At 67.0% G+C, this 22455-nt stretch carries 25 protein-coding genes; 15 read left to right on the top strand and 10 right to left on the bottom strand.

Translation table 11 applies throughout. The annotated features are described in order from the left end of the window. Positions 1 to 3: 3 nt before the first annotated feature. Both C491_RS06470 and C491_RS06465 read right to left on the bottom strand, forming a co-directional pair. Positions 4 to 861, bottom strand: a complete 858-nt coding sequence (locus C491_RS06470; protein WP_005554680.1) for a tetratricopeptide repeat protein — start codon at positions 859 to 861, stop codon at positions 4 to 6. Between the two features lie 314 nt (positions 862 to 1175). Beyond that, positions 1176 to 2591 (bottom strand): FAD-dependent oxidoreductase, encoded by a 1416-nt coding sequence (locus C491_RS06465; protein WP_049891557.1) that lies wholly within the window; start codon positions 2589 to 2591, stop codon positions 1176 to 1178. Positions 2592 to 2694: 103 nt separating this feature from the next. Here C491_RS06465 and thpR point away from each other — a divergent pair, with 103 nt between their 5' ends. The 4 genes from thpR (at position 2695) to C491_RS06445 (ending at position 4430) form a co-directional block, all read left to right on the top strand. After that, on the top strand, positions 2695 to 3252 hold the full coding sequence (thpR, locus tag C491_RS06460; protein WP_005554676.1) for an RNA 2',3'-cyclic phosphodiesterase: 558 nt from the start codon (positions 2695 to 2697) through the stop codon (positions 3250 to 3252). Between the two features lie 76 nt (positions 3253 to 3328). Beyond that, positions 3329 to 3481, top strand: a complete 153-nt coding sequence (locus C491_RS06455) for a 50S ribosomal protein L39e (RefSeq protein ID WP_005554674.1) — start codon at positions 3329 to 3331, stop codon at positions 3479 to 3481. Between the two features lie 2 nt (positions 3482 to 3483). Continuing rightward, on the top strand, positions 3484 to 3762 hold the full coding sequence (locus tag C491_RS06450; protein WP_005554673.1) for a 50S ribosomal protein L31e: 279 nt from the start codon (positions 3484 to 3486) through the stop codon (positions 3760 to 3762). A gap of 2 nt (positions 3763 to 3764) precedes the next feature. Then, the gene (locus C491_RS06445) at positions 3765 to 4430 is read left to right on the top strand and encodes a translation initiation factor IF-6 (protein WP_005554671.1); all 666 of its coding nucleotides are present in this window, start codon (positions 3765 to 3767) and stop codon (positions 4428 to 4430) included. Between the two features lie 5 nt (positions 4431 to 4435). Here the strand turns inward: C491_RS06445 and C491_RS06440 are convergent, their stop codons facing one another. Both C491_RS06440 and C491_RS06435 read right to left on the bottom strand, forming a co-directional pair. After that, positions 4436 to 4732: a DUF7322 domain-containing protein gene (locus C491_RS06440; protein WP_005554670.1), complete on the bottom strand. Its 297-nt coding sequence runs from the start codon at positions 4730 to 4732 to the stop codon at positions 4436 to 4438. Positions 4733 to 4772: 40 nt separating this feature from the next. Then, positions 4773 to 5087: an ASCH domain-containing protein gene (locus C491_RS06435; protein ID WP_005554669.1), complete on the bottom strand. Its 315-nt coding sequence runs from the start codon at positions 5085 to 5087 to the stop codon at positions 4773 to 4775. A 106-nt stretch (positions 5088 to 5193) separates the two neighbouring features. On the opposite strand from C491_RS06435, the gene C491_RS06430 reads away from it, so the two are divergent. The 8 genes from C491_RS06430 to C491_RS06395 all read left to right on the top strand — a co-directional run bounded on the left by C491_RS06430 (position 5194) and on the right by C491_RS06395 (position 14545). Continuing rightward, on the top strand, positions 5194 to 6144 hold the full coding sequence (locus tag C491_RS06430) for a DUF6159 family protein (protein WP_005554668.1): 951 nt from the start codon (positions 5194 to 5196) through the stop codon (positions 6142 to 6144). A gap of 126 nt (positions 6145 to 6270) precedes the next feature. Then, positions 6271 to 6726, top strand: a complete 456-nt coding sequence (gene pfdA / locus C491_RS06425) for a prefoldin subunit alpha (RefSeq protein WP_005554667.1) — start codon at positions 6271 to 6273, stop codon at positions 6724 to 6726. Positions 6727 to 6743: 17 nt separating this feature from the next. Further along, complete coding sequence (ftsY, locus tag C491_RS06420; RefSeq protein ID WP_005554666.1) at positions 6744 to 8318, top strand: signal recognition particle-docking protein FtsY; 1575 nt, start codon at positions 6744 to 6746, stop codon at positions 8316 to 8318. 90 nt (positions 8319 to 8408) lie between these two features. Beyond that, on the top strand, positions 8409 to 9254 hold the full coding sequence (locus tag C491_RS06415; protein ID WP_005554665.1) for an NmrA/HSCARG family protein: 846 nt from the start codon (positions 8409 to 8411) through the stop codon (positions 9252 to 9254). Positions 9255 to 9578: 324 nt separating this feature from the next. Then, positions 9579 to 11297 (top strand): nitrite/sulfite reductase, encoded by a 1719-nt coding sequence (locus tag C491_RS06410; RefSeq protein ID WP_005554664.1) that lies wholly within the window; start codon positions 9579 to 9581, stop codon positions 11295 to 11297. Beyond that, a complete protein-coding gene (locus C491_RS06405) occupies positions 11287 to 12900 on the top strand; it encodes a Coenzyme F420 hydrogenase/dehydrogenase, beta subunit C-terminal domain (protein ID WP_005554662.1) in 1614 nt (537 codons plus the stop codon). The genes C491_RS06410 and C491_RS06405 overlap by 11 nt, the downstream gene beginning before the upstream one ends. An 85-nt stretch (positions 12901 to 12985) precedes the next feature. Continuing rightward, a complete protein-coding gene (locus tag C491_RS06400; protein WP_005554661.1) occupies positions 12986 to 13876 on the top strand; it encodes an alpha/beta fold hydrolase in 891 nt (296 codons plus the stop codon). A gap of 72 nt (positions 13877 to 13948) precedes the next feature. Beyond that, positions 13949 to 14545 (top strand): GNAT family N-acetyltransferase, encoded by a 597-nt coding sequence (locus C491_RS06395; protein ID WP_005554660.1) that lies wholly within the window; start codon positions 13949 to 13951, stop codon positions 14543 to 14545. Here C491_RS06395 and C491_RS06390 read toward each other — a convergent pair whose 3' ends face one another. Then, positions 14546 to 15235 (bottom strand): haloacid dehalogenase type II, encoded by a 690-nt coding sequence (locus C491_RS06390; RefSeq protein WP_049891555.1) that lies wholly within the window; start codon positions 15233 to 15235, stop codon positions 14546 to 14548. 151 nt (positions 15236 to 15386) lie between these two features. Here C491_RS06390 and thiE point away from each other — a divergent pair, with 151 nt between their 5' ends. Further along, positions 15387 to 16043 (top strand): thiamine phosphate synthase, encoded by a 657-nt coding sequence (gene thiE / locus C491_RS06385; protein WP_005554658.1) that lies wholly within the window; start codon positions 15387 to 15389, stop codon positions 16041 to 16043. A gap of 7 nt (positions 16044 to 16050) precedes the next feature. Continuing rightward, a complete protein-coding gene (thiM, locus tag C491_RS06380) occupies positions 16051 to 16881 on the top strand; it encodes a hydroxyethylthiazole kinase (protein ID WP_005554657.1) in 831 nt (276 codons plus the stop codon). Positions 16882 to 16905: 24 nt separating this feature from the next. Here thiM and C491_RS06375 read toward each other — a convergent pair whose 3' ends face one another. The 3 genes from C491_RS06375 to C491_RS06365 all read right to left on the bottom strand — a co-directional run bounded on the left by C491_RS06375 (position 16906) and on the right by C491_RS06365 (position 19222). After that, a complete protein-coding gene (locus C491_RS06375) occupies positions 16906 to 17619 on the bottom strand; it encodes a DUF2270 domain-containing protein (RefSeq protein WP_005554656.1) in 714 nt (237 codons plus the stop codon). A 99-nt stretch (positions 17620 to 17718) separates the two neighbouring features. Further along, entirely contained in the window at positions 17719 to 18348 is a 630-nt protein-coding gene (locus C491_RS06370; protein ID WP_005554653.1) for a hypothetical protein, read from the bottom strand. Positions 18349 to 18361: 13 nt separating this feature from the next. Further along, positions 18362 to 19222: a sulfurtransferase gene (locus tag C491_RS06365; RefSeq protein WP_005554651.1), complete on the bottom strand. Its 861-nt coding sequence runs from the start codon at positions 19220 to 19222 to the stop codon at positions 18362 to 18364. Positions 19223 to 19493: 271 nt separating this feature from the next. On the opposite strand from C491_RS06365, the gene C491_RS06360 reads away from it, so the two are divergent. Then, a complete protein-coding gene (locus C491_RS06360; protein WP_005554650.1) occupies positions 19494 to 20288 on the top strand; it encodes a sulfurtransferase in 795 nt (264 codons plus the stop codon). A gap of 8 nt (positions 20289 to 20296) precedes the next feature. Here the strand turns inward: C491_RS06360 and C491_RS06355 are convergent, their stop codons facing one another. Continuing rightward, entirely contained in the window at positions 20297 to 21916 is a 1620-nt protein-coding gene (locus tag C491_RS06355; protein WP_005554649.1) for a PAS domain-containing sensor histidine kinase, read from the bottom strand. 166 nt (positions 21917 to 22082) lie between these two features. Beyond that, entirely contained in the window at positions 22083 to 22301 is a 219-nt protein-coding gene (locus C491_RS06350) for a type II toxin-antitoxin system HicB family antitoxin (RefSeq protein ID WP_005554648.1), read from the bottom strand. Between the last annotated feature and the right edge of the window lie 154 nt (positions 22302 to 22455).

The following is a 22455-nucleotide window of genomic DNA, read 5'->3' as shown; positions in this document are numbered from 1 at the left end:
ACCTCACTCGAGTTGCCAGTCGTCGTCGGATTCGGGCTCGGGGACGCGTCCCGGATCCGTGATCTCGACGTCCTCCCGGTTCGGCGGACGGCCGCCACCTGCCTGCTGACCCGCCATCTCCTCGCGTTCTTCCATCACGCGCTGTTCGGCTCGCTCGCGCATCTCGTTTGCCTCCTCGGCGATCTCCTCGGCCTCGTCGTACTCGCCGAGCTCCTCGAGAATTTCCGCCTTCTCCTCGAGCACCTGGGAGTTACGCATCCCCAGCCGGATCGCGTTGTCGACGCAGTGAAGCGCCTCCTCGGCCAGCCCGCGCTCGGAGAGGAAGAAGGCGCGGTTGAACCAGCCCTCGGCGAACCGTTCGTCGATCTCGACGGCGCGTTCGGCGTGCTCTAAGGCCTGGGCGGTCTCGCCGAACTCCCAGAGCGCGTAGGCGAGGTTCGTCTCGGCGGTGGCGGCGTGTTCGCTCTCCGAGTCGATCTGGAGCGCCTCGCGGTAGGCACCGATCGCCTCGTCGTACTCCTCGAGTTCGGCGTGGGCGACGCCCTTGTTCGTCCAGGCCTCCTGGGCGAGCAGGTCGTCCTCGGCGAAGTTCGCGGTTCGCTCGAACGCCTCGGTGGCCTGCTCGAACCGGTTGATCTGTATATAGTTGAGCCCGACGTCGAGCAACTCGCTCGCGTCGACCTCGTCGCTGTCGATGTTCTGGCGGTCGAGGGTGTCGGTGACGACCCGGGAGTCGACGGGGTCGACCTTCGCGGGATCGACGCCCAGCTCCGGCGGATCCAGATCGAACTCGTCGTAGTCGTCTCCGAACCCTTCCCCTTCGGAGAAGGGATGGTCGGAGTCGCCCTCTCGATCAGTCATTGGTGGAAAGTGGTCGCGACGACTGTTAAGGGCTGCGACCTACTGATATCCCCGTTCCGTACTCCCAGCGTTGGCAACAGAACGAACACCACGAAAGCCCCTGCGTGCTCGACTCCCAGGACTCGCTGCGCGCCGCCTTCGGCGGTGCTCGCTTCGTCCGGGTTCGTCGAGCACGCAGCCCCTTTCAGTCCCACCCGCGGTGGCCTGACCGATCAGCCGGCACGGGTGGGACTGAACGAGGCGGGGGCTTTCGTGGTGGTCTCGGTCAGTTCGGTCACGACCCGGTTACGTGTGCGGACGGTCCGTGGAATTCCTTACCGCAAACGCCCTGAGAGCACCTTCGCCGCGACGAGGATCGGGTCCCACGTCGTGTTGAACGGCGGCGCGTACGCCAGGTCGTAGTTCTCGAGGTCCTCGACGGCGGCCCCTTCGTGGAGGGCCGCGACGATCGCGTGGCTGCGGTGGACCGCCCCCTCGCCGTACTCGCTGACGAGGCTCGCCCCGAGCACCCGCCCGGTGTCGCGGTCGGCGGTCAGCGTGACGGTAACGGTGCCGTCCTCGGGGTAGTAACCCGCCCTCGAGTTCGCGTCGATCGTTTCGCTGACGGGGTCGAAGCCGGCCTCGCGGGCCTCCTCGTGGTCGAGGATTCCCGCTCGGGCCGCTTCGACGTCGAAGGCCTTGATCGCCGCCGTTCCAGCGATGGCGCCGCCCGTCGTCGGCTGCCCGGCGACGGTCTGGCCGACCGCGCGGCCGTGGCGGTTCGCGGTCAGCGCCAGCGGGACGTACGCCGGCTCGCCGGTTACCGTGTAGATCGCCTCCGCGCAGTCGCCGGCGGCGTAGACGTCGTCGACGCTGGTCTCCCGATACGGGTCGGTCGCGATCGCACCCGTCTCGCCGAGCTCGATCCCCGCCTCCTCCGCCAGCTCTGTCCGCGGGCGAACGCCCGTTCCGAGCAGCGCCATCTCGACGCCGATCCGCTCGTCCGCGGCGACGACCGCCTCGACCGCGTCGTCGCCCTCGAGTCCCTCGACCTCGCTGCCGAGGTAGAGTCGGACATCCTGCTCGCGGAGGTGGTCGGCGACGGCCTCGCTGGTCGCCTCGCCGAACGTCGGCAGCAGGCGCTCGCCGCGCTGGAAGAGGTGGACCTCGAACCCGTTGGCGGCCAGTGCTTCGGCCATCTCGATGCCGACGTACCCGCCCCCGACGACCGCGACGGGACCCGTACAGTCCTCGAGGTACTGGCAGGCTATCCCCCGGTCGGGCTGCTGGAACGTCTCTTCCTCGCGTGCCCTGGCGACGTACTCCCGGAGTTCCTTCCCGTCGCTCATCGACCCCAGCGTGTAGACGCCCTCGAGATCCGTGCCGTCGACCGGGGGTTCGGTCGCGGCGGCACCGGTCGCGAGCAGCAGGGAGTCGTACGACTGCTCGACGGTTCCGTTCTCGCTCTCGGCAGTCACCGTCTTTTCGTCGGGATCGATCCCGATGACCTCGTGGCCAGTCAGCAGGTCGATGTCCCGCTCCTCGCGGAACTCTTCGGGGGTTACGGAGACCAGATCCTCGAGCGACTGTATCTCCCCCTTGACGTAGTAGGGAAGTCCGCAGGCGCCGTAAGAGACCCACTCACCTTTCTCGAAGACGACGACCTCGAGCTCGGGGTCGTCCCGTTTGGCTTTGCTCGCCGCTGACATCCCGGCGGCGTCGCCGCCGACGACGACGAAGGTGTCCGTCATACCCGTCCGTTCAGCCTGCAGCCGCTTAAGAGGAAACCACTCGCCGTCGGCCTCGGTCCCGGGCACCGTCACCGTTGAGTACGATCCCGTCCAAGGGACGCGTATGCGACTGTTCGTCAGCGTCGATCTCCCGAACGACCTCGCCGAGCCGGTCGCCGACCTTCAGACGGAGTTCGCCGAGGCCAGCGGGCTGAACTTCACCGACGCCGAGCAGGCCCACCTCACGCTGAAGTTCCTCGGCGAGGTCGCGGAGGACCGCCTCCCCACGCTCTCGCGGGAGCTACGGGCCGCGGTCGACGAGGCCGCCGTCTCCCCCTTCACCGTTCGGTTCGACGGACTCGGCGTCTTTCCCGACCTCGAGTACATCAGCGTCGTCTGGCTGGGCACCGAGGCGGGCGGAGCCGAGCTCACACGGCTCCACGAGGCCGTCGAGGAGCGAACGACCGCGATGGGGTTCGAGGAAGAGTCTCACGACTTCACGCCCCACGTCACCCTCGCGCGGATGGAACACGCTGGTGGCAAGGAGCTGATCCAGGAGCTCGTCCGCGAGCGCGAGCCGGCCGTCGGCGAGATGCGCGTCGACGAGATCCGCCTCACCGAGAGCACGCTGACCGAGGACGGCCCCGAGTACGCGACCGTCGAGCGGTTCCCCCTCGAGTAGGCCACTGCGAACCGTACCCGCGGGGCCTCGCGAGATGGACAACATTTTAACCCACCGCGGGCTACGTCCGGCTACTATGGGTAAGAAATCGAAGGGCCAGAAGAAACGCCTCGCGAAGCTCGAGAAGCAGAACAGCCGCGTGCCGGTCTGGGTCATGATGAAGACCGACATGGAAGTCACCCGGAACCCGAAGCGACGCAACTGGCGGCGCAACGACACTGACGAGTAACAATGAGTGCAAGCGATTTCGAGGAGCGGGTCGTCACCGTTCCGCTGCGTGACGTCAAGAAGGGCGCCAACCACGAGGCCGCCGACCTCGCGATGCGACTGGTCCGCGAACACCTCGCGAAACACTTCGCGGTCGACGAGGACGCCATTCGCCTGGATCCCTCGATCAACGAGACGATCTGGTCGCAGGGCCGATCGAACCCGCCACGAAAGCTCCGCGTTCGCGCGGCTCGCTTCGACGAGGAGGGTGAGGCCGTCGTCGAGGCTGAGGTCGCCGACTAAACTTGCAGCGTCTCGCCTTCGCCGGGTCGGCCTACGTCGGCGTCTTCGCCCGCGCGACCGACTCCTGCGTGCTCGTCCGACCGGACGTCGACGACGACACCGTCGCCGACCTGACTGACGAACTCGAGGTGCCCGCCGTCCAGACGACCGTCGGCGGCTCCTCGACGGTCGGCGCCCTCGCAACGGGCAACGAGAACGGACTGCTGGTCAGCTCCCGCGTCCTCGAGTACGAGCGCGAGCGCCTCGAGGAGACAGTCGACCTCCCGGTCGCCGAACTCCCGGGGAACGTCAACGCCGCAGGTAACGTCGTGCTCGCGAACGATTACGGCGCGTACGTTCACCCCGACCTGACCCGCGAGGCGATCCAGGTCGTCAAGGACGTCCTCGACGTCCCCGTCGAGCGCGGCGACCTCGCGGGCGTTCGCACCGTCGGTACCGCTGCGGTCGCGACCAACTCGGGCGTACTCTGTCATCCCAAGGCGACCGACGAGGAACTCGACTTCCTCGAGGACGCCCTCGACGTCCGGGCCGACGTGGGCACCGTCAACTATGGTGCGCCGCTGGTCGGCTCGGGACTGCTCGCCAACGACGCCGGCTACGTCGTCGGCGAGGAGACCACCGGACCGGAGCTCGGTCGGATCGAGGACGCCCTGGGCTACCTCGACTGAGTTCGCTATTTCGCGTTCTCGTACCACCGATATATCCAGCCCGTCAGCGCGAGCGCCGCGATCCCGCCGACCGCGATGGCGCCCCCGAGCAGCCACTGGCCGTTGAAGGCCACGAGCAACAGCCCGACGCCGGTCGCCATCACCCCGACGTGGGCGAAAAGGAGCGCGCTCACGAACGCGAGCAGCGTCTCCCGGGACATCTCGCCGAAGGCTTCCTGTAGCTCCTCGCTCCCGTCGTCGTCCGAGTCGGCCTCGAACGGCGACGGGTCGTCCTCTTCGAGTTTTTCGAGCGGGTTGATCATGGTATGTTGACCGGCAGCCACACGCAGAGGGTGGCGTCGTTCATTCGGCTGGCTCGAACTGATGACGAACGACCTCGCTGTCGTCGTTCCACTCGAAGTCGTCGTGGGCGCGCTCGAGCAGCCGCTCGTAGGCCTCGAGGTCGTCCATCCCCTCGGCGCGGGCGTCCTCGTCGGTGAGATCGCCGAGCGTCCGCTCGGTCACGTCCACTATCTCGAACGTCGTCCCCTCGATCGTGAACGTGTCGCCCTCGTCGGCGTAGCGGTGGCCGCGATGGATCTGGGTCACCTCGCCCTCGAGAACCTGCCCCTGCATTCGTTCGCTCGGCAGCAACTCGGCGGGGTCGTGCTCGGTCATACCGGTCGTACGCGGGCTCGAGGGAAACCGTTTGGCCCGACACAGTAGTCACTGATCCGAACTGTTCACCTCAAGAACTATACCCTCCCTCGAACGATCGTTCAGTATGATGTTTAGCTCGCTGCTCGGACGGATCCGGACCGGTCTTCGGGTCGCGAAGGCGTCGTTCGGCGTTCTCCGCCGGGAGTACTGGCTGCTCGTCTTCCCGGTCCTGTACGGGCTCGCCTGGCTGGCGGGAGCGATCGGTCTCGTTGCCGGTATCTTCGTCGCTCTCTTCGGCGCCAGCTACGGGCTGGCGGCCGTCGACCAGGTCGCGGCCGTCTCGGAGGGCCAGGCCGAAACGACCGTCACCGCACTTCTGGTGGCCGCTTCGGTCCTGTTCATGTTCGTCGCGACCGCGATTGCGACGTTTTTCAGCGCGGCGCTCGTCCACTCGGTTGGCTCGCTGTTCGCCGGCGAGTCGACGAGCCTCAGGGACGGACTCGCGGGCGCGTGGGAGGCCAAACGGACGATCCTCGCCTGGGGTGCCGTCGGCGCCGCGGTCGGACTGGTCTTTCGGGCCCTCGAGAGCCGGGAGGGAACCGCGGCCCAGCTCGCCCGCTCGGTGGCCGGTTTCGCCTGGTTCGCGATGACGTTCTTCATCGTTCTCGTGATCGTCTTCCAGGACGGCGGCGTCCGGGAGTCGATGCGAAACAGCGTCGGACTATTCCGCGATACCTGGGGTGAGGCGGGCGGGACGACGCTCGGCATCGGGCTCGTCATCCTCCCCCTCGCAGCGCTCGTCGGCGGACTCGGGATCGGTCTCCCGCTGTTCGCACTCGAGGCTCCGTGGGCTGTCCTCCAGTACACGCTCGTTCCGACGCTGCTCGCGATCGGCGCGTTGCTAGTCGTCCACAACGCGGCGACGGCGGTCGCGAAGACGGCGCTGTACGAGTACGCGACCGACGGCGAGCTACCGCCGGAGTTCGACGGAATCGATCCGGGTCAGCTCGTCACGCGCAAGCGATCGGGCTCGTCGATGACGGGCTCGACCGGTCGCGAGCCGGGTCAGATCTAGCGCCGACGGTTCTCCCGAAGCTACCCTCGAGCCGCCCTCAGCTTCCGGTTCTGTGGCGAGTGTGTTCTCGCTGGCCGACTCCGATGGAAGGGAAGATTCTTCCGACTGCCTGCCCCAAAGGCGGGTATGGGACAACAGCAACTTCAGCAGCTCTCGCAGGAACTTCAGGAGATCGAGGAACAGATCGAGGGGCTTCAGGGTAACGTCCAGCAGCTCCAGCAGGAGAAACACGACGTCGACGAGGCCATCGAAGCGCTCGACACCCTCGAGAGCGACTCGACGGTGCAGGTGCCCCTCGGCGGCGGCGCCTACCTTCGGGCGACGATCGAGGATATCGACGAAGTGATCGTCGACCTCGGCGCCGACTACGCCGCGGAGTTCGAGGAGGACGACGCCGTCGACGCCCTCGAGAACCGCAAGGACCGGCTCGACGACCAGATCGAGGACGTCAACGAAGATATCACGGAGCTCGAAGCCGAGAGCAGCGAGCTCGAGCAGCAGGCCCAGCAGCTCCAGCAGCAGGCGATGCAACAGCAGATGCAGCAGATGGGACAAGGACAGGGACAGGGCCCGGACGAGTAACGTAAGGGGTCACACCCATGTTCGACAACCTGAAGAAGAAACTCGGGAGCTTCCGCGAGGACGCCGAGGAGGCCGCCGAAGAGAACGTCGAGGAGGTCGACGAGGAGTCGGCCGACGCGCTCGCAGAGGAACCGGCCGACGAACCCGGCGCCGAGACGAGCGACCTCGAGGAGCCGCCGATCGAACCCGACGAGCCGGAGTCGGCGTCCGAACCGGCCGCACCCGATACCACCGACGAACCGATCGGCGAGACCGACATCGCCGCCGACCGCGACCGCGGGGCAGAGACGGTAACCGAGACTGCGGACGCGGGTGCCGACGAGGCGGCTCGCGGAGCGGTGCCATCGACCGAGTCGGCGGACCACGTGGACTCGACGCCCGGGTCGGAACTCGAGCCGGAGACGGACGACCCAGAGTCCGAACTCGAGCCGGAAACGACCGACGCCGATTCCGTACTCGAGGAATCCGACGACTCGCTCGAGACGGAACCGAACGCCGAGCCGGAGACGGACGTCGAGAGCGTCGAGGCGGGCGCCCCGGCGACGGTCGAGGAGCGCGGCACGGTGCCGACCGACGACGGAGACGCCGTCGACGCGGCGTCACCTGCCCCCGAGCCCGAGCCCGAACTCGACGCGGACGCTGACGAAACTGGGACCGAGGTCGAGGACGGAGCCGAAGCCGAGACCGAGGACAACGGCAGTACCGGCTTCGGTGCCAAGGCTCGCTCGCTCGTCAAGGGGAAGTTCGTCATCGAGGAGGAGGACCTCGAGGAGCCGCTCCACGAACTCGAGATGGCCCTACTCACGAGCGACGTCGAGATGGGCGTGGCCGAGGAGATCTGCGACAACGTCCGCGACGAACTGGTCGGCGAGACCCGGACGTTCACGACCTCGACCGGCAAGGTCGTCGAGGAGGCGCTGCGGGACGCGATCTACGACGTGATCAGCGTCGGCCAGTTCGACTTCGACGAGCGCATCGCCGTCGAGGACAAACCCGCCGTCCTCCTGTTTACCGGCGTCAACGGCGTCGGCAAGACCACGTCGATCGCCAAGCTGAGCCGCTACCTCGAGGAGCGTGGGTACTCGACGGTACTCGCCAACGGCGACACCTACCGCGCCGGCGCGAACCAGCAGATCCAACAACACGCCGACGCGCTGGATACGAAATGTATCAGCCACGAGCAGGGCGGCGACCCCGCCGCCGTGCTGTACGACGCCGTCGAGTACGCCGAGGCCCACGACGTCGACGTCGTGCTGGCCGACACGGCCGGCCGACTCCACACCGACGAGGGCCTGATGGACCAGCTCGAGAAGATCGACCGAGTCGTCGGCCCCGATCTGACGCTGTTCGTCGACGAGGCCGTCGCCGGCCAGGACGCTGTCAACCGGGCCCGCGAGTTCAACGAGGCCGCCGCGATCGACGGCGCGATCCTCTCGAAGGCCGACGCCGACTCCAACGGCGGTGCGGCGATCTCGATCGCCCACGTCACGGGGAAACCGATTCTGTTCCTCGGGGTCGGACAGGCCTACGACGACTTAGAGCGGTTCGACCCCGACGAGATGGTCGATCGCCTGCTCGCCGACGAGGAGTAGCGAACCCTCGTCGTCCGGCCTGTCTTCGTTCCGACCTGTCGGAAAACGCCGTGTGAGCTTCTTGCGTTCTCCAGTGAAACGAGATGTGCTATGAGAGTAGACTCCGTACTCGTCGTGGGTTCGACCGGGACGCAGGGCGGCGCCGTCGCCCGACACCTGCTCGAGCGGGGCGTCGACGTGCTGGCGCTGACCCGAGATCACAACAGCGAGCGGGCACACGCCCTCGCCGAACGCGGTGCGGAGGTCGTCGAGGCCGATATCAGCGAAAAGAACTCGATCGAACCGCTCGTCGAGGACGCCGACGGCGTCTTCCTGATGACGAACTTCTGGGAGCACGGCTACGATGTCGAGGTCGAGCAGGGGCGAAACGTTGTCGACCTCGCCGACGACGTAGGGGTCGACCACCTCGTGTTCTCCTCCGTGGGCGGCGCCGAACGCGACACCGGGATTCCGCACTTCGACTCCAAACGAGAGATTGAGCGGACGATCGACGACAGCGGCGTTCCCGCGACGATCGTTCGGCCCGTCTTCTTCGCGCAGAACTTCGAAGGCTTTCGCGAGTCGATCGAGGACGGGACGCTGGCGATGGGCCTCGAACCCCACGTCCCGCTCCAGGTACTGGATATCGAAGATCTGGGCGCCTTCGTCGCCGAGGTCTTCGCTGATCCGGACCGCTACGCCGGCGAAGCGTTCGAACTCGCGAGCGACGAACTCCCGCTGCGGGCGATGGCCGTTCGCTTCGCCGACGCGCTCGAGCACGATGTCCGCGCGCGCCACCTCTCGATCGAGGACGTTCGCGAGAGCCAGGGAGAGGAGTTCGCCGCGATGTTCGAGTGGTTCAACGAGGCGGGGTACGAGTCGCCGATCGACGAACTGCAGGCCGACCACGACGTCGACTTCCACCGTCTCGAGGACTTCCTCGAGCGAGCGTGGTAAGGCCGAGCGACTCGAGGAGTCGGTCGCTCGTCCAGTGTGGGAGACGCACTCGCGTCGTTTTATCAGGCAACTGTTGCCGGCAGTCGGGCACGTCGATCGATCGGTCGGCGCGTCGGTCGGCCGTTTTCGTCCGTCGCAGGATTGATTCAGCTTCGGATCGACACTGACGATGGCAAGTGTTACCTCGTCGCGCTAGCCCCGACATGGTTCGCCCGTTTGCGGGGCCGTATACGTATGGACGTTCACCACGTGGTAATAGATGGCTTATCACGATCACTCGTCCACTGGCTCGAGCCGGCGCGGCCTCCATCGTCGGTGGTGCCCATGAATACGACCGAGCGGTACAAACAGGAGAAACACCCGCTCGAGGTCGTCGACGACGTCTACGACTACGCCGCGGACGGACTGACGTTCGAGGAGATCGAGGACCGCGCGGGGGGCGGGGAGTGGGAGCGCCTGAAGTGGGCCGGAATGTACGCCCAGAAACAGGCGGGCTACTTCATGATCCGGACGAAGGTGCCGGGCGGCCACCTCACGCCCGACCAGGCCGAAGTGATCGGCGAGTGCGCCGAGGACTACGCGGTCGCGCCCGAGGAGTACGGCGGCACGGAGCAGAACGAACTCTGGGGTGACGCCTACGTCGACATCACGACCCGCCAGGACATCCAGAAACACTGGATCCGGATCGAGGACGTCCCCGAAATGTGGGAGCGCTACGACGAGGTCGGACTCACGACGATCCAGGGCTGTGGCGACTCCGCCAGGAACGTGCTCGGCTGTCCCGCGGCCGGGATCGGCGATCATGAGTGTTTCGACGCCCAGCCCGTCGTCGACGCCGTCTCCGACTTCTTCACGGGGAACCGCGAGTACGCCAACCTGCCCCGGAAGTTCAAGCTCACGATCACGGGTTGTGTCCACGACTGCGCCCAGTCACAGATCAACGACATCGGGCTCGTTCCCGCGAGCAAGGAGTTGGATGGCGAACGGCTCTACGGCTTCCACGCACGCGTCGGTGGGGGGCTCTCCGACGGGCCGCGGATGGCCTCGGAGCTCGACGTCTTCGTTCGTCCGGAGGACGCCGTCGAGTTCTGCCGCGCGATCGCCCAGACGTTCAAGGAGCTCGGCGACCGCAACAACCGCGGCGTCTGCCGGATGCGGTACCTCGTCGAGCAGCTGGGAGCCGAGAAGTTCGAGGAGGCGGTTCGCGACCGCTGTACCGTCGATCTTCCCACCGGCGGCGAGAACCTGACCGTCGGCTACCAGGGCGACCACGTCGGCGTCCACGACCAGAAACAGGACGGCCTGCAGTACGTCGGCTTCAACGTCGTCGCCGGCCGAATGGGCGGCGACGAGTTCGCCGAGGCCGCCCGCGCCGCGCGGAAGTACGGCACCGAAAACGCCTCGGTTCGCCTGGCGACCGATCAGAACTTCCTCGTCACACACATTCCGGAAGAGAACGTCGCCGATCTGCTGGCCGAACCGTTCGCCGAGGAGTACCAGCCGAATCCCGGCGCGTTCTCGAGGGGCGCCGTCGGCTGTACGGGCAACGAGTTCTGCAACTACGCGATCATCGAGACCAAGAAACGGACCAAGCGCTGGGCTCGCCAGCTCGACGAGCGCATCGACGTTCCGGACGACATCGAGGCGATCCGGATGCACATGTCGGGCTGTTCCGCGTCGTGCGCTCAACCCCAGATCGCCGATATCGGATTCCGCGGGGAGACGGTCAAGGTCGAGAACGGCGACGCACCAGAGGGAATCGAGAGTCCCAACGAGGAGGGAGACAACTTGGTCGAGGGAATGGACGTCGGCCTCGGGGGGTCCCTCGGCTCGGACAACGAGTTCCTCGACTGGGTCGAGAGTGCGGTTCCGGCCCACGCGGTAATTCCGGCGCTCGAGCAGCTGTTCGACGCCTACGCGGCCGACCGCGAGGATGGCGAACGGTTCTACGAGTGGTGCCGTCGCGCCGACAACGAGCGCCTGCGAACGATCATGCAGGGTGCCGAGGCGCCGGTTGCCGGAGGTGTTGCTCATGGGGATTGAGGGTGAGGACGAACAGAGTGAGTCCTCGAACCGCGACGACCGAGTCTTCCCGGCCGTTCCGGAGTCCGAGGACGAGGACGACGCCGTCATCGTCCCGGAGACGAGCGGCGCCGCGCCGCGCTCCCGCGAGGGGCTCGACCACGCCCGGGACGGTGCGATCGAGACCGCCACGGACGAGGGCTGTGGGCCCGACACCTGTACCTGCGGCGAGAAGACCGCACCCGACGCCGACGGTCGGTCCGTCGCGACCGACGGAGCAGGAGTCTCCAACGTCGACGAGACGGGGAGCCTCGGCGACCTCGAGTTCACCGAACCCGCCGAGGACGTGAGCCAGAACGTCGACGACGGCGAGCCCGACGTTCGCGTCGGCGTCCCCGAGGGCGTCGACCTCGACACCCCGACGTACTCGATTCGCTCCGAGATGAACGACATCGAGACGCCCGACGAGAAGACCTGGTTCATGGAGCTCGACGAGGCGGTCATCGACGAGGGTCGGTGTATCCAGTGTGGCACCTGCGTCGCCGCCTGCCCCTCGGACTCGATCGGCGTCGGCGACGACGACCTGCCCGAACTCGTCAAGATGTGTACCGGCTGCTCGCTGTGCTGGGACTTCTGTCCCCGTGGCGGGCTTCGGTACGAACGCCAGTGGAAGATCACCGGGGGCGAGGACAACGTCAAGGGTGCCGGCGATCCGATCACGGAGTTCTCCGCGAAGGTCGAGGACGACTGGACCGACGCGGCCCAGGACGGCGGCGTCGTCACCGGGATGCTGGCGAGCCTGCTCGAGGCCGGCGAGATCGACGGCGCCCTGATCGCGACCGAGAGCGAGGACGAACCCTGGAAGGCCGAGAGCTTCCTCGCGACCACCGAGGAGGAACTCATCGAGAACGCCGGTACCGTCTACAATCAGACGCTCGCGCTCGGCAACCTCGACCTGAAACAGTGGGAGCACAAGCTTCCGGACAAAAGCTGGGACGAACTCAGCCTCGCCCTGGTCGGCACGCCCTGCGAGATCGAGGGTATTCGCGCCCTGCAGGACTTCGAATGGGACTATCAGTCCCACGACCAAGGGATCGGCGCCGTCGAGTACACGATCGCGCTGATGTGTACGAAGAACTTCAACTACTACAGCCTCATGGGCGAACAGCTCGAGGATCAGCGGGGGATCTCGCCCGACGAGATCGGCAAGATGGACGTCCTCCACGGGAAGCTGATGGTCTACGACCACGACGATGAGATGATCCTCGAGGAGGACATCGAGAACTTCCACGACGCCGCCCTCAAGGGCTGTGACGAGTGCGCCGACTTCACCGGGTTCTGTGCCGACGTCACCGTCGGCTCCGTCGGCTCGTCCGACGAGTACTCGAGCGTCATCCTCCGGACCGAGCAGGGTGTCAAGGCCTGGGAACACACCGAACCGAAACTCGACTATCACGACTTGGAGGACAAGTCGGCGGTCGGCAAGCTCCAGGGCTGGGACAAGAAGAAGGCCTTCGAGAGCCTCGAGCGCCCGTTCGATCCCGACGCGCCCCGTTTCATCGACTACACGGACCACGCCGAGAACTACGGCACGGCGATGAACCCCCACGACGAGGGCCACTGACGGCATCGAACCGCCGTTCCCGACAGCGTCCGCCCCTCGCTTTCGCTCGCGTACGGATTAGTAGGTCGGCCATGATAGTCCGGTAGTGACTCGAGACGGGATCTACCGGTCAGCGAGCGGGGAACGAGCGATCAAGCGACTGTACGGAGTGCTTCTGGCGGAACTCGAGGCCTCGTTCGAGCGACGGTGGATCGACACTCGGTTCGGGAAGACCCACGTGCTCGTCACGGGACCGAACGACGCCCCGCCGCTGGTCGTCTTCCACGGCGGCAACGTCGTGAACCCGATCAGCCTCGAGTGGTTCCTGCCGCTCGCCGACCGGTTCCGGATCTATGCACCCGACACGATCGGCCATCCGGGGTTCAGCGCACAGACCCGACTCTCGCCGCGCGATGAGAGCTACGGCGCGTGGGTGGTCGACCTCCTCGACGGGCTCGGCCTCGAGCGCGCGCCGATGGTCGGCCCCTCTTACGGCGGCGGGATCGTTCTCCGAACCGCCGCGCACGCGCCCGAACGGATCCAACGAGCCTGTCTCGTGGTTCCGTCGGGGCTCGGAACCGGCTCCCTGCGCCGGATGCTGCTCGAGATCGTGCTCCCGATGGTCGCCTACCGGCTCCGACCGTCCCGGGCGCGCCTCGAGCGTGCCGTCCAGCCGATGTTCGCCGAACCCGCGGCTGAGCTCGATGAGACGCTGCTCGAGGTCGTCGGAACCGTCTTCGAGGAGGTAAGACTCGAGCGATCGTTCCCGAAGACCGCGACGGCCGACGAGCTCTCGGCGTTCGACGCACCGACGCTGCTCGCCGTCGCCGAGGACGACGTGTTCTTCCCACCCGAAGTCGTGATTCCCCGGGCTCGAGCGACGGTTCGGAACCTCGAGCGGGTCGTCCTGCTCGAGGGGGAATCCCACTTCCCGACGCCGGACGCGCGGTCGGCGCTCCGGGACCAGCTCCGATCGTTTCTGACGGCCGACGGCTGACTCTCCTCTCGTCGGAAGCGGGCGGCGACTCGCCTTCAGCGAGCTTATTCGCGTTCGGGGGAATCCACTCCTATGAGCGCAAGCATCCGAGTCGCGGTCCCGTCCGACGCGGCGTCGGTCCGGGAGATCTACGCGCCCTTCTGCGAATCGTCCGTCGTCACCTTCGAGGAGACAGCCCCCAGCGAGGCGGAGATGGCTGATCGAATCGCGTCAACGCTCGAGAGCTACCCCTGGCTCGTCTGCGAGCGAGCGGGCGAGGTGGCCGGCTACGCCTACGCCGGTCCGCTCCGCAAGCGCCGAGCCTACCAGTGGGTCGCCGAACTCTCGGTGTACGTCGCCGAGGACGCGCGGCGAACGGGGGTCGGCGAAGCGCTGTACGAGGCGCTGTTCGCCGCCCTCGAGCGCCAGGGGGTTCGCGACGCCTACGCCGTGACGACGCTGCCGAACCCGGGAACCGTCGGCTTCCACGAACGACTGGGGTTTGAGCGGGTCGTCGAGTTCCCCGCGGTGGGGTACGTCGAGGACGAGTGGCACGACGTCGCCTGGTGGCGCCGCTCGATCGGGGAGAAACCCGCCGATCCGGAGCCGATCAGACCGTTTCCGTCCGTCCGGGACGACGAGGACTTCGAGGAGCTGCTCGCGCTCGGCGAGCGGCGACTCGAGGGTTGATTACGCCCCGAGGACGTCTGCCAATTCGACTAACTCCTCGACGACGGCGTCGGGATCGGGCCCGAACGGCTCCTTGGGGTCGCCCTTCCGGTCGAGCCAGACGCCCTGCATTCCGGCGTGGACCGCGCCCTGGACGTCGAACCAGAGCGCCGAGACGTGGGCGATCTCTCCGATCGGGGTTCCCGTCCGTCCCGCGGCGTGGCGGTAGAGCTCGGGTGCGGGCTTGAACGTCTCGAGCTCGTGGGCGCTGATCGTTCCCTCGAGCAGGTCGTCGATCTCGGCGCCCTCGACCATCGACTCGAGCATCTCCGGGTTACCGTTCGAGAGGACGTAGCAGTCGTAACCTGCCGAACGCAGCCGCTCGACGCTCTCACGGACGTCGTCGAACACCTCGAGGTCGTGGTAGACCGACAGGATCTCCTCGCGCTCGTCGGCATCGCAGTCGACGCCGTGGGCCGCGAGGGCGTACTCGAGGGCGTCGCGGTTGAGTTCGTAGAACGTCTCGTAGGCGTCGAGGTGGTTCGCGACGAGGGTATACTGCATCGATCGCTCGCGCCAGGTCCGCGAGATCGGCGCGGGGTCGTCGACGGCCGCGTGGGCCTCGAGGGCGCTCTCCACGGCGTCGACGTCGACGAGCGTGCTGTAGGAATCGAAGGTGACGGTCGTGACGGCGTCGGGCTCGAGGGTCATGAGAACCGTGTTATCACCCATCACAATCAGTGCCAGGTTTTCGTCGTCGAGCCCGCCCTTCCGGGTCGACGCGTCGGTGTGCTCGTGCATCCTTCCAGCGGCGCCTGCGGGAACCGTCGGCTCTTTGACCCGTACCCCTACATTGTTCCCTATGGCACCGACGAACTGGGGAACGTACCTCGTCACGCAGGCGTCGATCTCCGAGGGTCAGTCGACCCTCGAGATCGTCCGCGGAGCGATCGACGGCGGCGTCGACGCCGTCCAGCTTCGGGAGAAGGGAGAGAGCGCGCGCTCGCGGTACGAACTGGGCCTCGAGCTGCGCGAGCTGACCGCCGAGGCCGGCGTCGACCTGCTCGTCAACGACCGCGTCGACATCGCACAAGCGATCGACGCCGACGGCGTCCACGTGGGCCAGTCGGACCTTCCCGTCCCGGTCGCACGGGAGCTGCTCGGCCCCGAGGCCGTCGTCGGCTGCTCGACCTCGACGGTCGCGGAGGCCCGACGCGCCGAGGCCGACGGTGCAGACTACCTCGGCGTCGGCAGCGTCTACGGGACGACCTCGAAGGACGTCCCCGAGGCCGAGGACGGAATCGGCCTCGAACGGATCGCCGAAATCGCCGAGACGGTCTCGATTCCCGTCGTCGGTATTGGCGGCATCACGGCCGACAACGCGGGCCCCGTCGCCGAAGCCGGCGCCGTCGGAGTCGCCGTCATCAGCGAGATTACCGCCGCCGACGATCCGGCGGCCGCGACCGCCGACCTCGTCGAAACCGTCGAAACCGCGAAGGACCTCGAGCACCGAGAGTGACAGCACCATGACGAGATCCGATACGACTCGCCCGACGCTCGCGGACTCCCTCGAGGCGCTCGCCGAGACCGAGCCGCTGGTGCAGTCGCTGACCAACGAGGTGACGATCAACGACGTCGCGAACCTCACACTCTACTGGGACGGACTGCCCGTGATGGCGGATTCACCCGGCGACGCCGGCGAGATGGCCGAGATCGCGAGTTCGGTTCTGCTGAATATCGGCCAGATTCCCGAGTCGAAACTCGAGGCGATGCGCGAAACGGCGGCGACGGCTAACGACCGGGGAATCCCGGTCGTGCTCGATCCCGTGGGCGTCGGCTCGACGCCGACGCGGGAGGCGATCGCCGAGGAGTTCCTCACCGAGTACGAGTTCGCCGCGATCAAGGGTAACTACGGGGAGATAAGCGCGCTCGCGGGCGTCGAAGCCGAGGTCAGGGGCGTCGAGTCGGTCGGCGACTACGACGCCATCGAGGAGACGGCCCGCTCGCTCGCCGAGTCGACCGATGCCGTCGTCGTCGCCTCCGGTGTCGAGGACGTCGTCGCCGACGCCGACGGCGCGACCCGGATCGCGGCGGGCCACGAGCGGTTGAGCGAGGTCGTCGGCACCGGCTGCATGCTCGGCGGGACGCTCGCGACGTTCTGCGGCGCCCTCGAGGACGCTCACCGAGCGGCGATAGACGGGACGCTCGCGTTCGGAATCGCCGGGGAACGCGCCGCCGACATCCCCCACGAGGGGCCGGCGAGCTACCGGACGAACTTCCTCGACGCCGTGGCCGGCCTCTCCCCCGAGGTCGTCGCGGAGTACGATCTCGATTCCCGGCTCGAGCGCGTCGACTGACGCCTCGACCCGTCCGACCGGCGACTACTCGTCGTTCTTCCAGTCGCCCGGCTCCTCGCCGTAGATTTCGCCCTTCGCCCGCCGGGCGTGGGGCCACTTCGCGAGGGCGAACACGGCGAGGTAGAACGCCCCCAGCAGCGTTGCGACGACTACACCGTGGATGCCGGGAAGCTCGGCCGCTTCGGTCCACTGGGTCTCCGGGGTGAACAGCGTCACCTTCGCGACCCACGCGACGCCGAGGACGACGAACAGGAGCGCGTAGATGCGGCGGATCCGCCGGGACAGCGCCTCCCAGCTGGTGACCTTGAACGTCGGATACCGGAGGTCGTCGCTTAACTCCTCGCGCCACCGCGGGTGCTCGACGCCGATCGGTTTCAATGCGTTCGCGAAGACGTTCTCCTGGAAGAACCGCACCCGCGCGCGATACATGTCGTAGAACCGGTAGCGACGCACCTCGAACCACAGAAAGATCGAGAGGACGAGGATGCCGACCAGCAGCAGGTAGGCGGGCATCTCGGGGCTCGAGAACACGACCGAGAGCAGCGCGGCCAGCACCGTGATCGCCCAGTTCGTCGTCTGATCGATCCGATCCTGCGAGCTGCTCGCCTGAGTCACTTCGCCCCGGTAGTAGTGGGGTAGCGCCGAGAGGAGGGTTTCGGGATCCGCCGCGATCTCGGCGCCGATCTCCTGGTCCCCCCTGTCGAGGGGACTGTCTCGGTGTTCGTCGTCGCTTTCCATAGGAGTCGGACCCACGAGCAATCGCATAGAACCGTAGCCGACGATTGTCACGAGCGGTCACGTCGTTCGGATCGTCCGAGCGGACGGTCGGCTTCGCTCTCAGCAGACCGGCTTCGGGTTCGCGCCCAGCTCCTCGAGCGAGTCGACGTACTCCTCGTAGGCGGCCTCGATCGCGCCGCTCGCGGCCTCGAGGGCCAGCTCGCGGTCGGTCTCGTCGGTACAGACCTCCTCGAGCAGGTCGCTCGCGCGCTCGAGTTGGTCGTCCAGGTCGTCGCCGAACTCCCGGAACAGCCCCGCGGTCTGGGGATCGGCGTCGCCGACGAAGTAGCCGACGACCTGGTCCTTCGATCGCTGACTCGCGAGGATCCGACCGACGAGCGCGCCGGTGCGCTCGACGGTTTCCTCGAGCCCGCGCAGGTACTCGTGAAGGGTCGGCACCGTTTCGGGCTCGTAGCCGTCGAGTTTCCCGGCGACCGTCTCGTAGTGGTCCTGCTCCTCGGCAGCCGTCGCCTCGAAGGCCTCGCGGGCGGTGTCGTGGGCCTCGTCGTCGACCCAGGCTTCGAAGGTCTTCCAGGCGGCGTACTCGGCGTCGACGGTTGCCCGCAGGACGGGTTCGGTGTCGATCTCGCCACCCGTGTCGGCGTACAGCGACTTCGAGGAGCCGAGCCGCGACAGTTCGGTTTCGTTTTCGGCGCGGACGATCTCGAGGAACTCCGCGGTATCGGTCATCGGAGACCGACCGTTACTCCCCGGTCTCGACCGGCGCGTTCACGAGGTTGCCCCACTCGGTCCAGGAGCCGTCGTAGTTGACGGCGTCCTCGTAGCCGAGCAGTTCGTGGAGCGCGAACCAGGCGACCGACGAGCGCTCGCCGATCCGGCAGTAGGCGACGGTCGTCTCCTCGCCCGTGATGCCCTCTTCGGCGTAGAGCTCCTCGAGCTCGTCGCGGCTCTTGAAGGTGCCGTCCTCGTTCGTGACGGCGGACCACGAGATGTTTTTCGCGCCCGGAACGTGGCCGCCGCGCTGGGCGGTCTCCTGGAGACCCGGCGGGGCGAGGATCTCGCCGGAGAACTCCTCGGGCGAGCGGACGTCGACCAGTGGGACGTCGCGTTCGATCGCCTTCTCGACGTCGTCGCGGTAGGCGCGAATCGTCTCGCGCGGGCCGCCGGCCTCGTAGTCGACCTCGGGGAACGACGGCACCTCGTCCGTGGTGGGGTAGTCGTTCTCGAGCCAGTACTCGCGGCCGCCGTCGAGCAGGTAGACGTCGTCGTGGCCGTAGTACGTGAACTGCCAGTAGGCGTAGGCGGCGAACCAGTTGGCGTTGTCGCCGTAGAGGACGACCGTCGAGTCCTCGCCGATGCCGTGGCTGCCCAGCAGCTCCTCGAACTCCTCCTCGTCGAGGATGTCGCGTCGGGTCTGGTCCTGGAGCTGGGTCTCCCAGTTGAACCCGATCGCGCCGGGGGCGTGTTCGTCGTCGTACGATTCCGTGTCGACGTCGACCTCGACGAGCCGGAGGCCGGGATCGTCGGACTGGAACTCGCTGAGTCGCTCCTCGACCCAGTCGGCCGTGACCAGTGCGTCGGTCGCGTAGTCGTTCGTTGCCATATCCGACATGTGGTGCGACAGCCACATAGGGCCGCGCTAACCGGTCAATTCGGTCGATACTAGACTGTTTCGGCAGTGCTTTCCGGTACTTCGATCGACGGATCCGGCTCCGTGGACTCGAGCCGACGTTCGCGCGCCGAGCGGGGGAACGTGTGCGGTAGTGGCGTCGCTCGGCCGAACGGGGGCAGCAAGTATTGCCACGGTCTCGGTACGACGGGGAGACGTGCCGGGACCGGTGGCTACTCCAGCCCGCCGCGACAGGTCGGAACTGATGGACGACTCCGTCATCGTTTCGCCCGACTGGCTCGCGGCCCGACTCGAGGATTCCGACGTCGCGGTCGTCGACGTCCGGGACGCCTGGGAGTACGAGGGGATCGGTCACGTCCCCGGCGCCGTGAGCGTCCCCTTCGACAGCTACCGCGACGAAACCGCCGACGATCCCGGGACCCTGCCAGGAAAGAAGGTGTTCGAGGGGCTGCTCGGCGAGGCCGGGATCGAGCCCGGGGATACGATCGTCGCCTACGACGACACGCACGGCGTCTTCGCAGCCCGCTTTCGGCTCACCGCGCTGGCGTACGGCCACGACGACGTTCGCCTGCTCGACGGCGACTTCAGCGCCTGGAACCCCGAACACGAAACCGAGACCGAATCGCCGTCGGTCGAGCCGACCTCCTACACCGCTGTGCCCTTTTCGTTCGCCGACGGGCCGCTGATCGACCGGTCGGGCGTCGAAGCTGCACTCGAGGGCGACGCCGTCCTCGTCGACACCCGCGACCCTGAAGAGTTCGCGGAGGCCCACCTCCCCGGGGCCGTTCGGTTCGACTGGCGGGCGACCGTCGACGACGAGACGCGACGGCTGAAACCCGCCGGGGAGCTCGAGGCGCTGTTCGCCGAACACGACATCACGCGTGATCGACGGGTCGTCCTCTACTGCAACACCGCCAGGCGGATCAGCCACACCGACGCGGTGCTCGAGGCGCTGGGGTACGAGGACGTCTCCGTCTACGAGGGCAGCCTCACGGAGTGGCTCGCGACAGACGGGGAGATCGAAACCGGCCTGGCGTAGTGGCGTAGTCACTCGATCGACGCGTCCGGCAGGGAGAGACAGAACGTCGTCCCCTCGTCGGGGTCGGGGTGGATCCAGATCTCACCGCCGTGGCGTTCGACGATCCGCTGACAGAGCGCGAGCCCGATCCCGGTCCCGGCGTGGGCGTCGTGGCTGTGGAGTCGCTCGAAAACCTCGAACACCCGCTTGCGGTTGTCGGGATCGATCCCGATGCCGGCGTCGCTGATCGAGATCACCCACTTGCCGTCCCCCGACGAGACGGCCTCGCCGCGGGCGCCGGCCGAGTCGGTCGCGGGCTTCCGATCGGCCGTAATGTTGATCGACGGTGGCTCGTCGCCGCTGTACTCGACCGCGTTCTCGAGCAGGTTCTGGAACACCTGTCGGAGCTGGTCGCCGTCGCCCTGCACCCGGGGCAGCGAGTCCATCGAGAGCGTCGCGTCGGTCTCCTCGAGCCGGAACTGCAGGTCGTCGACGACGTCCTCGAGGACGGTCTCGAGATCGACGGGCTCGAAGGGGTCGCCCTGGGTCTCCACCCGGGAGTACGCGAGCAACCCCTCGATCATCTCACGCATCCGGTCTGCGCCGTCGACGGCGAACGCGAGGAACTCCTGGCCGTCCTCGTCCAAGTCCTCCTCGTAGCGCTGCTGGATCAACGAGAGGTAGCTCGAGACCATCCGCAACGGCTCCTGAAGGTCGTGGCTGGCGGCGTAGGCGAACTGCTCTAACTGCTCGTTCGAGGCCTCGAGGCGCTCCCGGTAGCGCTGTCGCTCGAGCTTGTACCCGATCCAGTTCGCGAGCAGCCCGACGAACGTCTGCTCCCAGTCGGAGAACCCCTCGGGACAGGGTTCCCGATCGTAGAAACAGAAGGTACCGTAGACGGAGCCGTCGACGAAGATCGGCGTTCCGAGATAGCACGAAACCTGGCCCTCGCCGCTGGCGGCGCGTTCGCCGAGTTCGGGCGTGTCGGTCTCGAGGTCCTCGATCGCTACCGTTCGCCCCGCCGCGACGACCCGCTGGCAGTTCGTCGAATCGAGGGGTACCGTCGTTCCGGGCTCGACGACGATCCCCTCGTCCGCGTCGACGGCCTCGATGGTGTAGTCGTTGGTGCCCTCCTGGATCGACGAGAGTGTCCCACACTCCGTCTCGAGCGTTTCGCGAACGATGCGCAACAGCCCCTCGACCTGCTCGGAGAGCGGCCGATTGGCGTCCGCCAGTGCCTCGTAGGCGTCCTGAAGCGCGCGTTCGCGCCGTCGGAGCTGGTCTTCCCGACGAATTCGGTCCGTGACGTCCCGAAAGTGTACCGTGACCGCCGTTTCGGCGGGGTAGACGCGGAGTTCGTACCAGGTGTCGAGCGAGTCGAAGTACTCCTCGAACCTGATCGACTCCTGGGTTTTCAGCGCGTGTTCACACCCCTCGCGAACCGTCGAGCCGACGCCGTTCGGAACCGCGTTCTGGACCGCCGTCCCCCGGAGCTCCGACTCGCACTCACCGAGCACCCGCTCGCTTCCCCGATTGCAGAACGTGATCCGGAACTCCCCGTCGAGCGCGATCACCGCGTCGGTGATCCGCTCGTACGTCCGCGCCGCGCCGTCGCCGCCCGGGGTCGTCGACCCCGATTGTTCACCCATTTTGGATACATAACGTGGCTATGATAAATAAATCACTCGTCACCGATATCCTCCCGGGCTGGTGTCGTCGAGCCCGAGCCGAGGCCAGCTTGCCGACGCGTCGGCATATCCACAGCGGCGGCCGACGAGTGCCGACCGCGTGCGACGTCGTCGGCTGCGTCGCGGTCTATAGCCAGTCGTCGCCGGTATCGTCGCTCTGGCCGTCCGTGTAAGTGGCGACGGTCTCCGCGAGGTTCGCGATCGCTGCTTCCTCGGAGGGGCCCTGGCTCGAGACGCCCGTCACCTCGTCGTCGGCGATGTAGAGGCCGTTCTCGAGGCGGACGGTGACGTCGGCGCCCTCGAGGGCGGGATACTCGCTCGTGTCGATCTCCGGTTCGGTTGGCATACCCGAACTTGTCGGTGGATGGCTGAAATACTCTCCGACGCCACAGTCCGACCGTCAGTCGCGCTTGGAACTTCCGTAGTAGCCGTCCGTGGGAAAACGGGATTGTCTCGGACGGAACGTAGGACTCCGTTATCGTCAGTTGTACGGTTTCGTT

Origin of the sequence: Natronococcus amylolyticus DSM 10524 (assembly GCF_000337675.1) — an archaeon.
GTDB lineage: Archaea > Halobacteriota > Halobacteria > Halobacteriales > Natrialbaceae > Natronococcus > Natronococcus amylolyticus.
The sequence above is the reverse complement of the archived record's forward strand: the minus strand, read 5'-3'. Positions and strand labels throughout refer to the sequence as shown.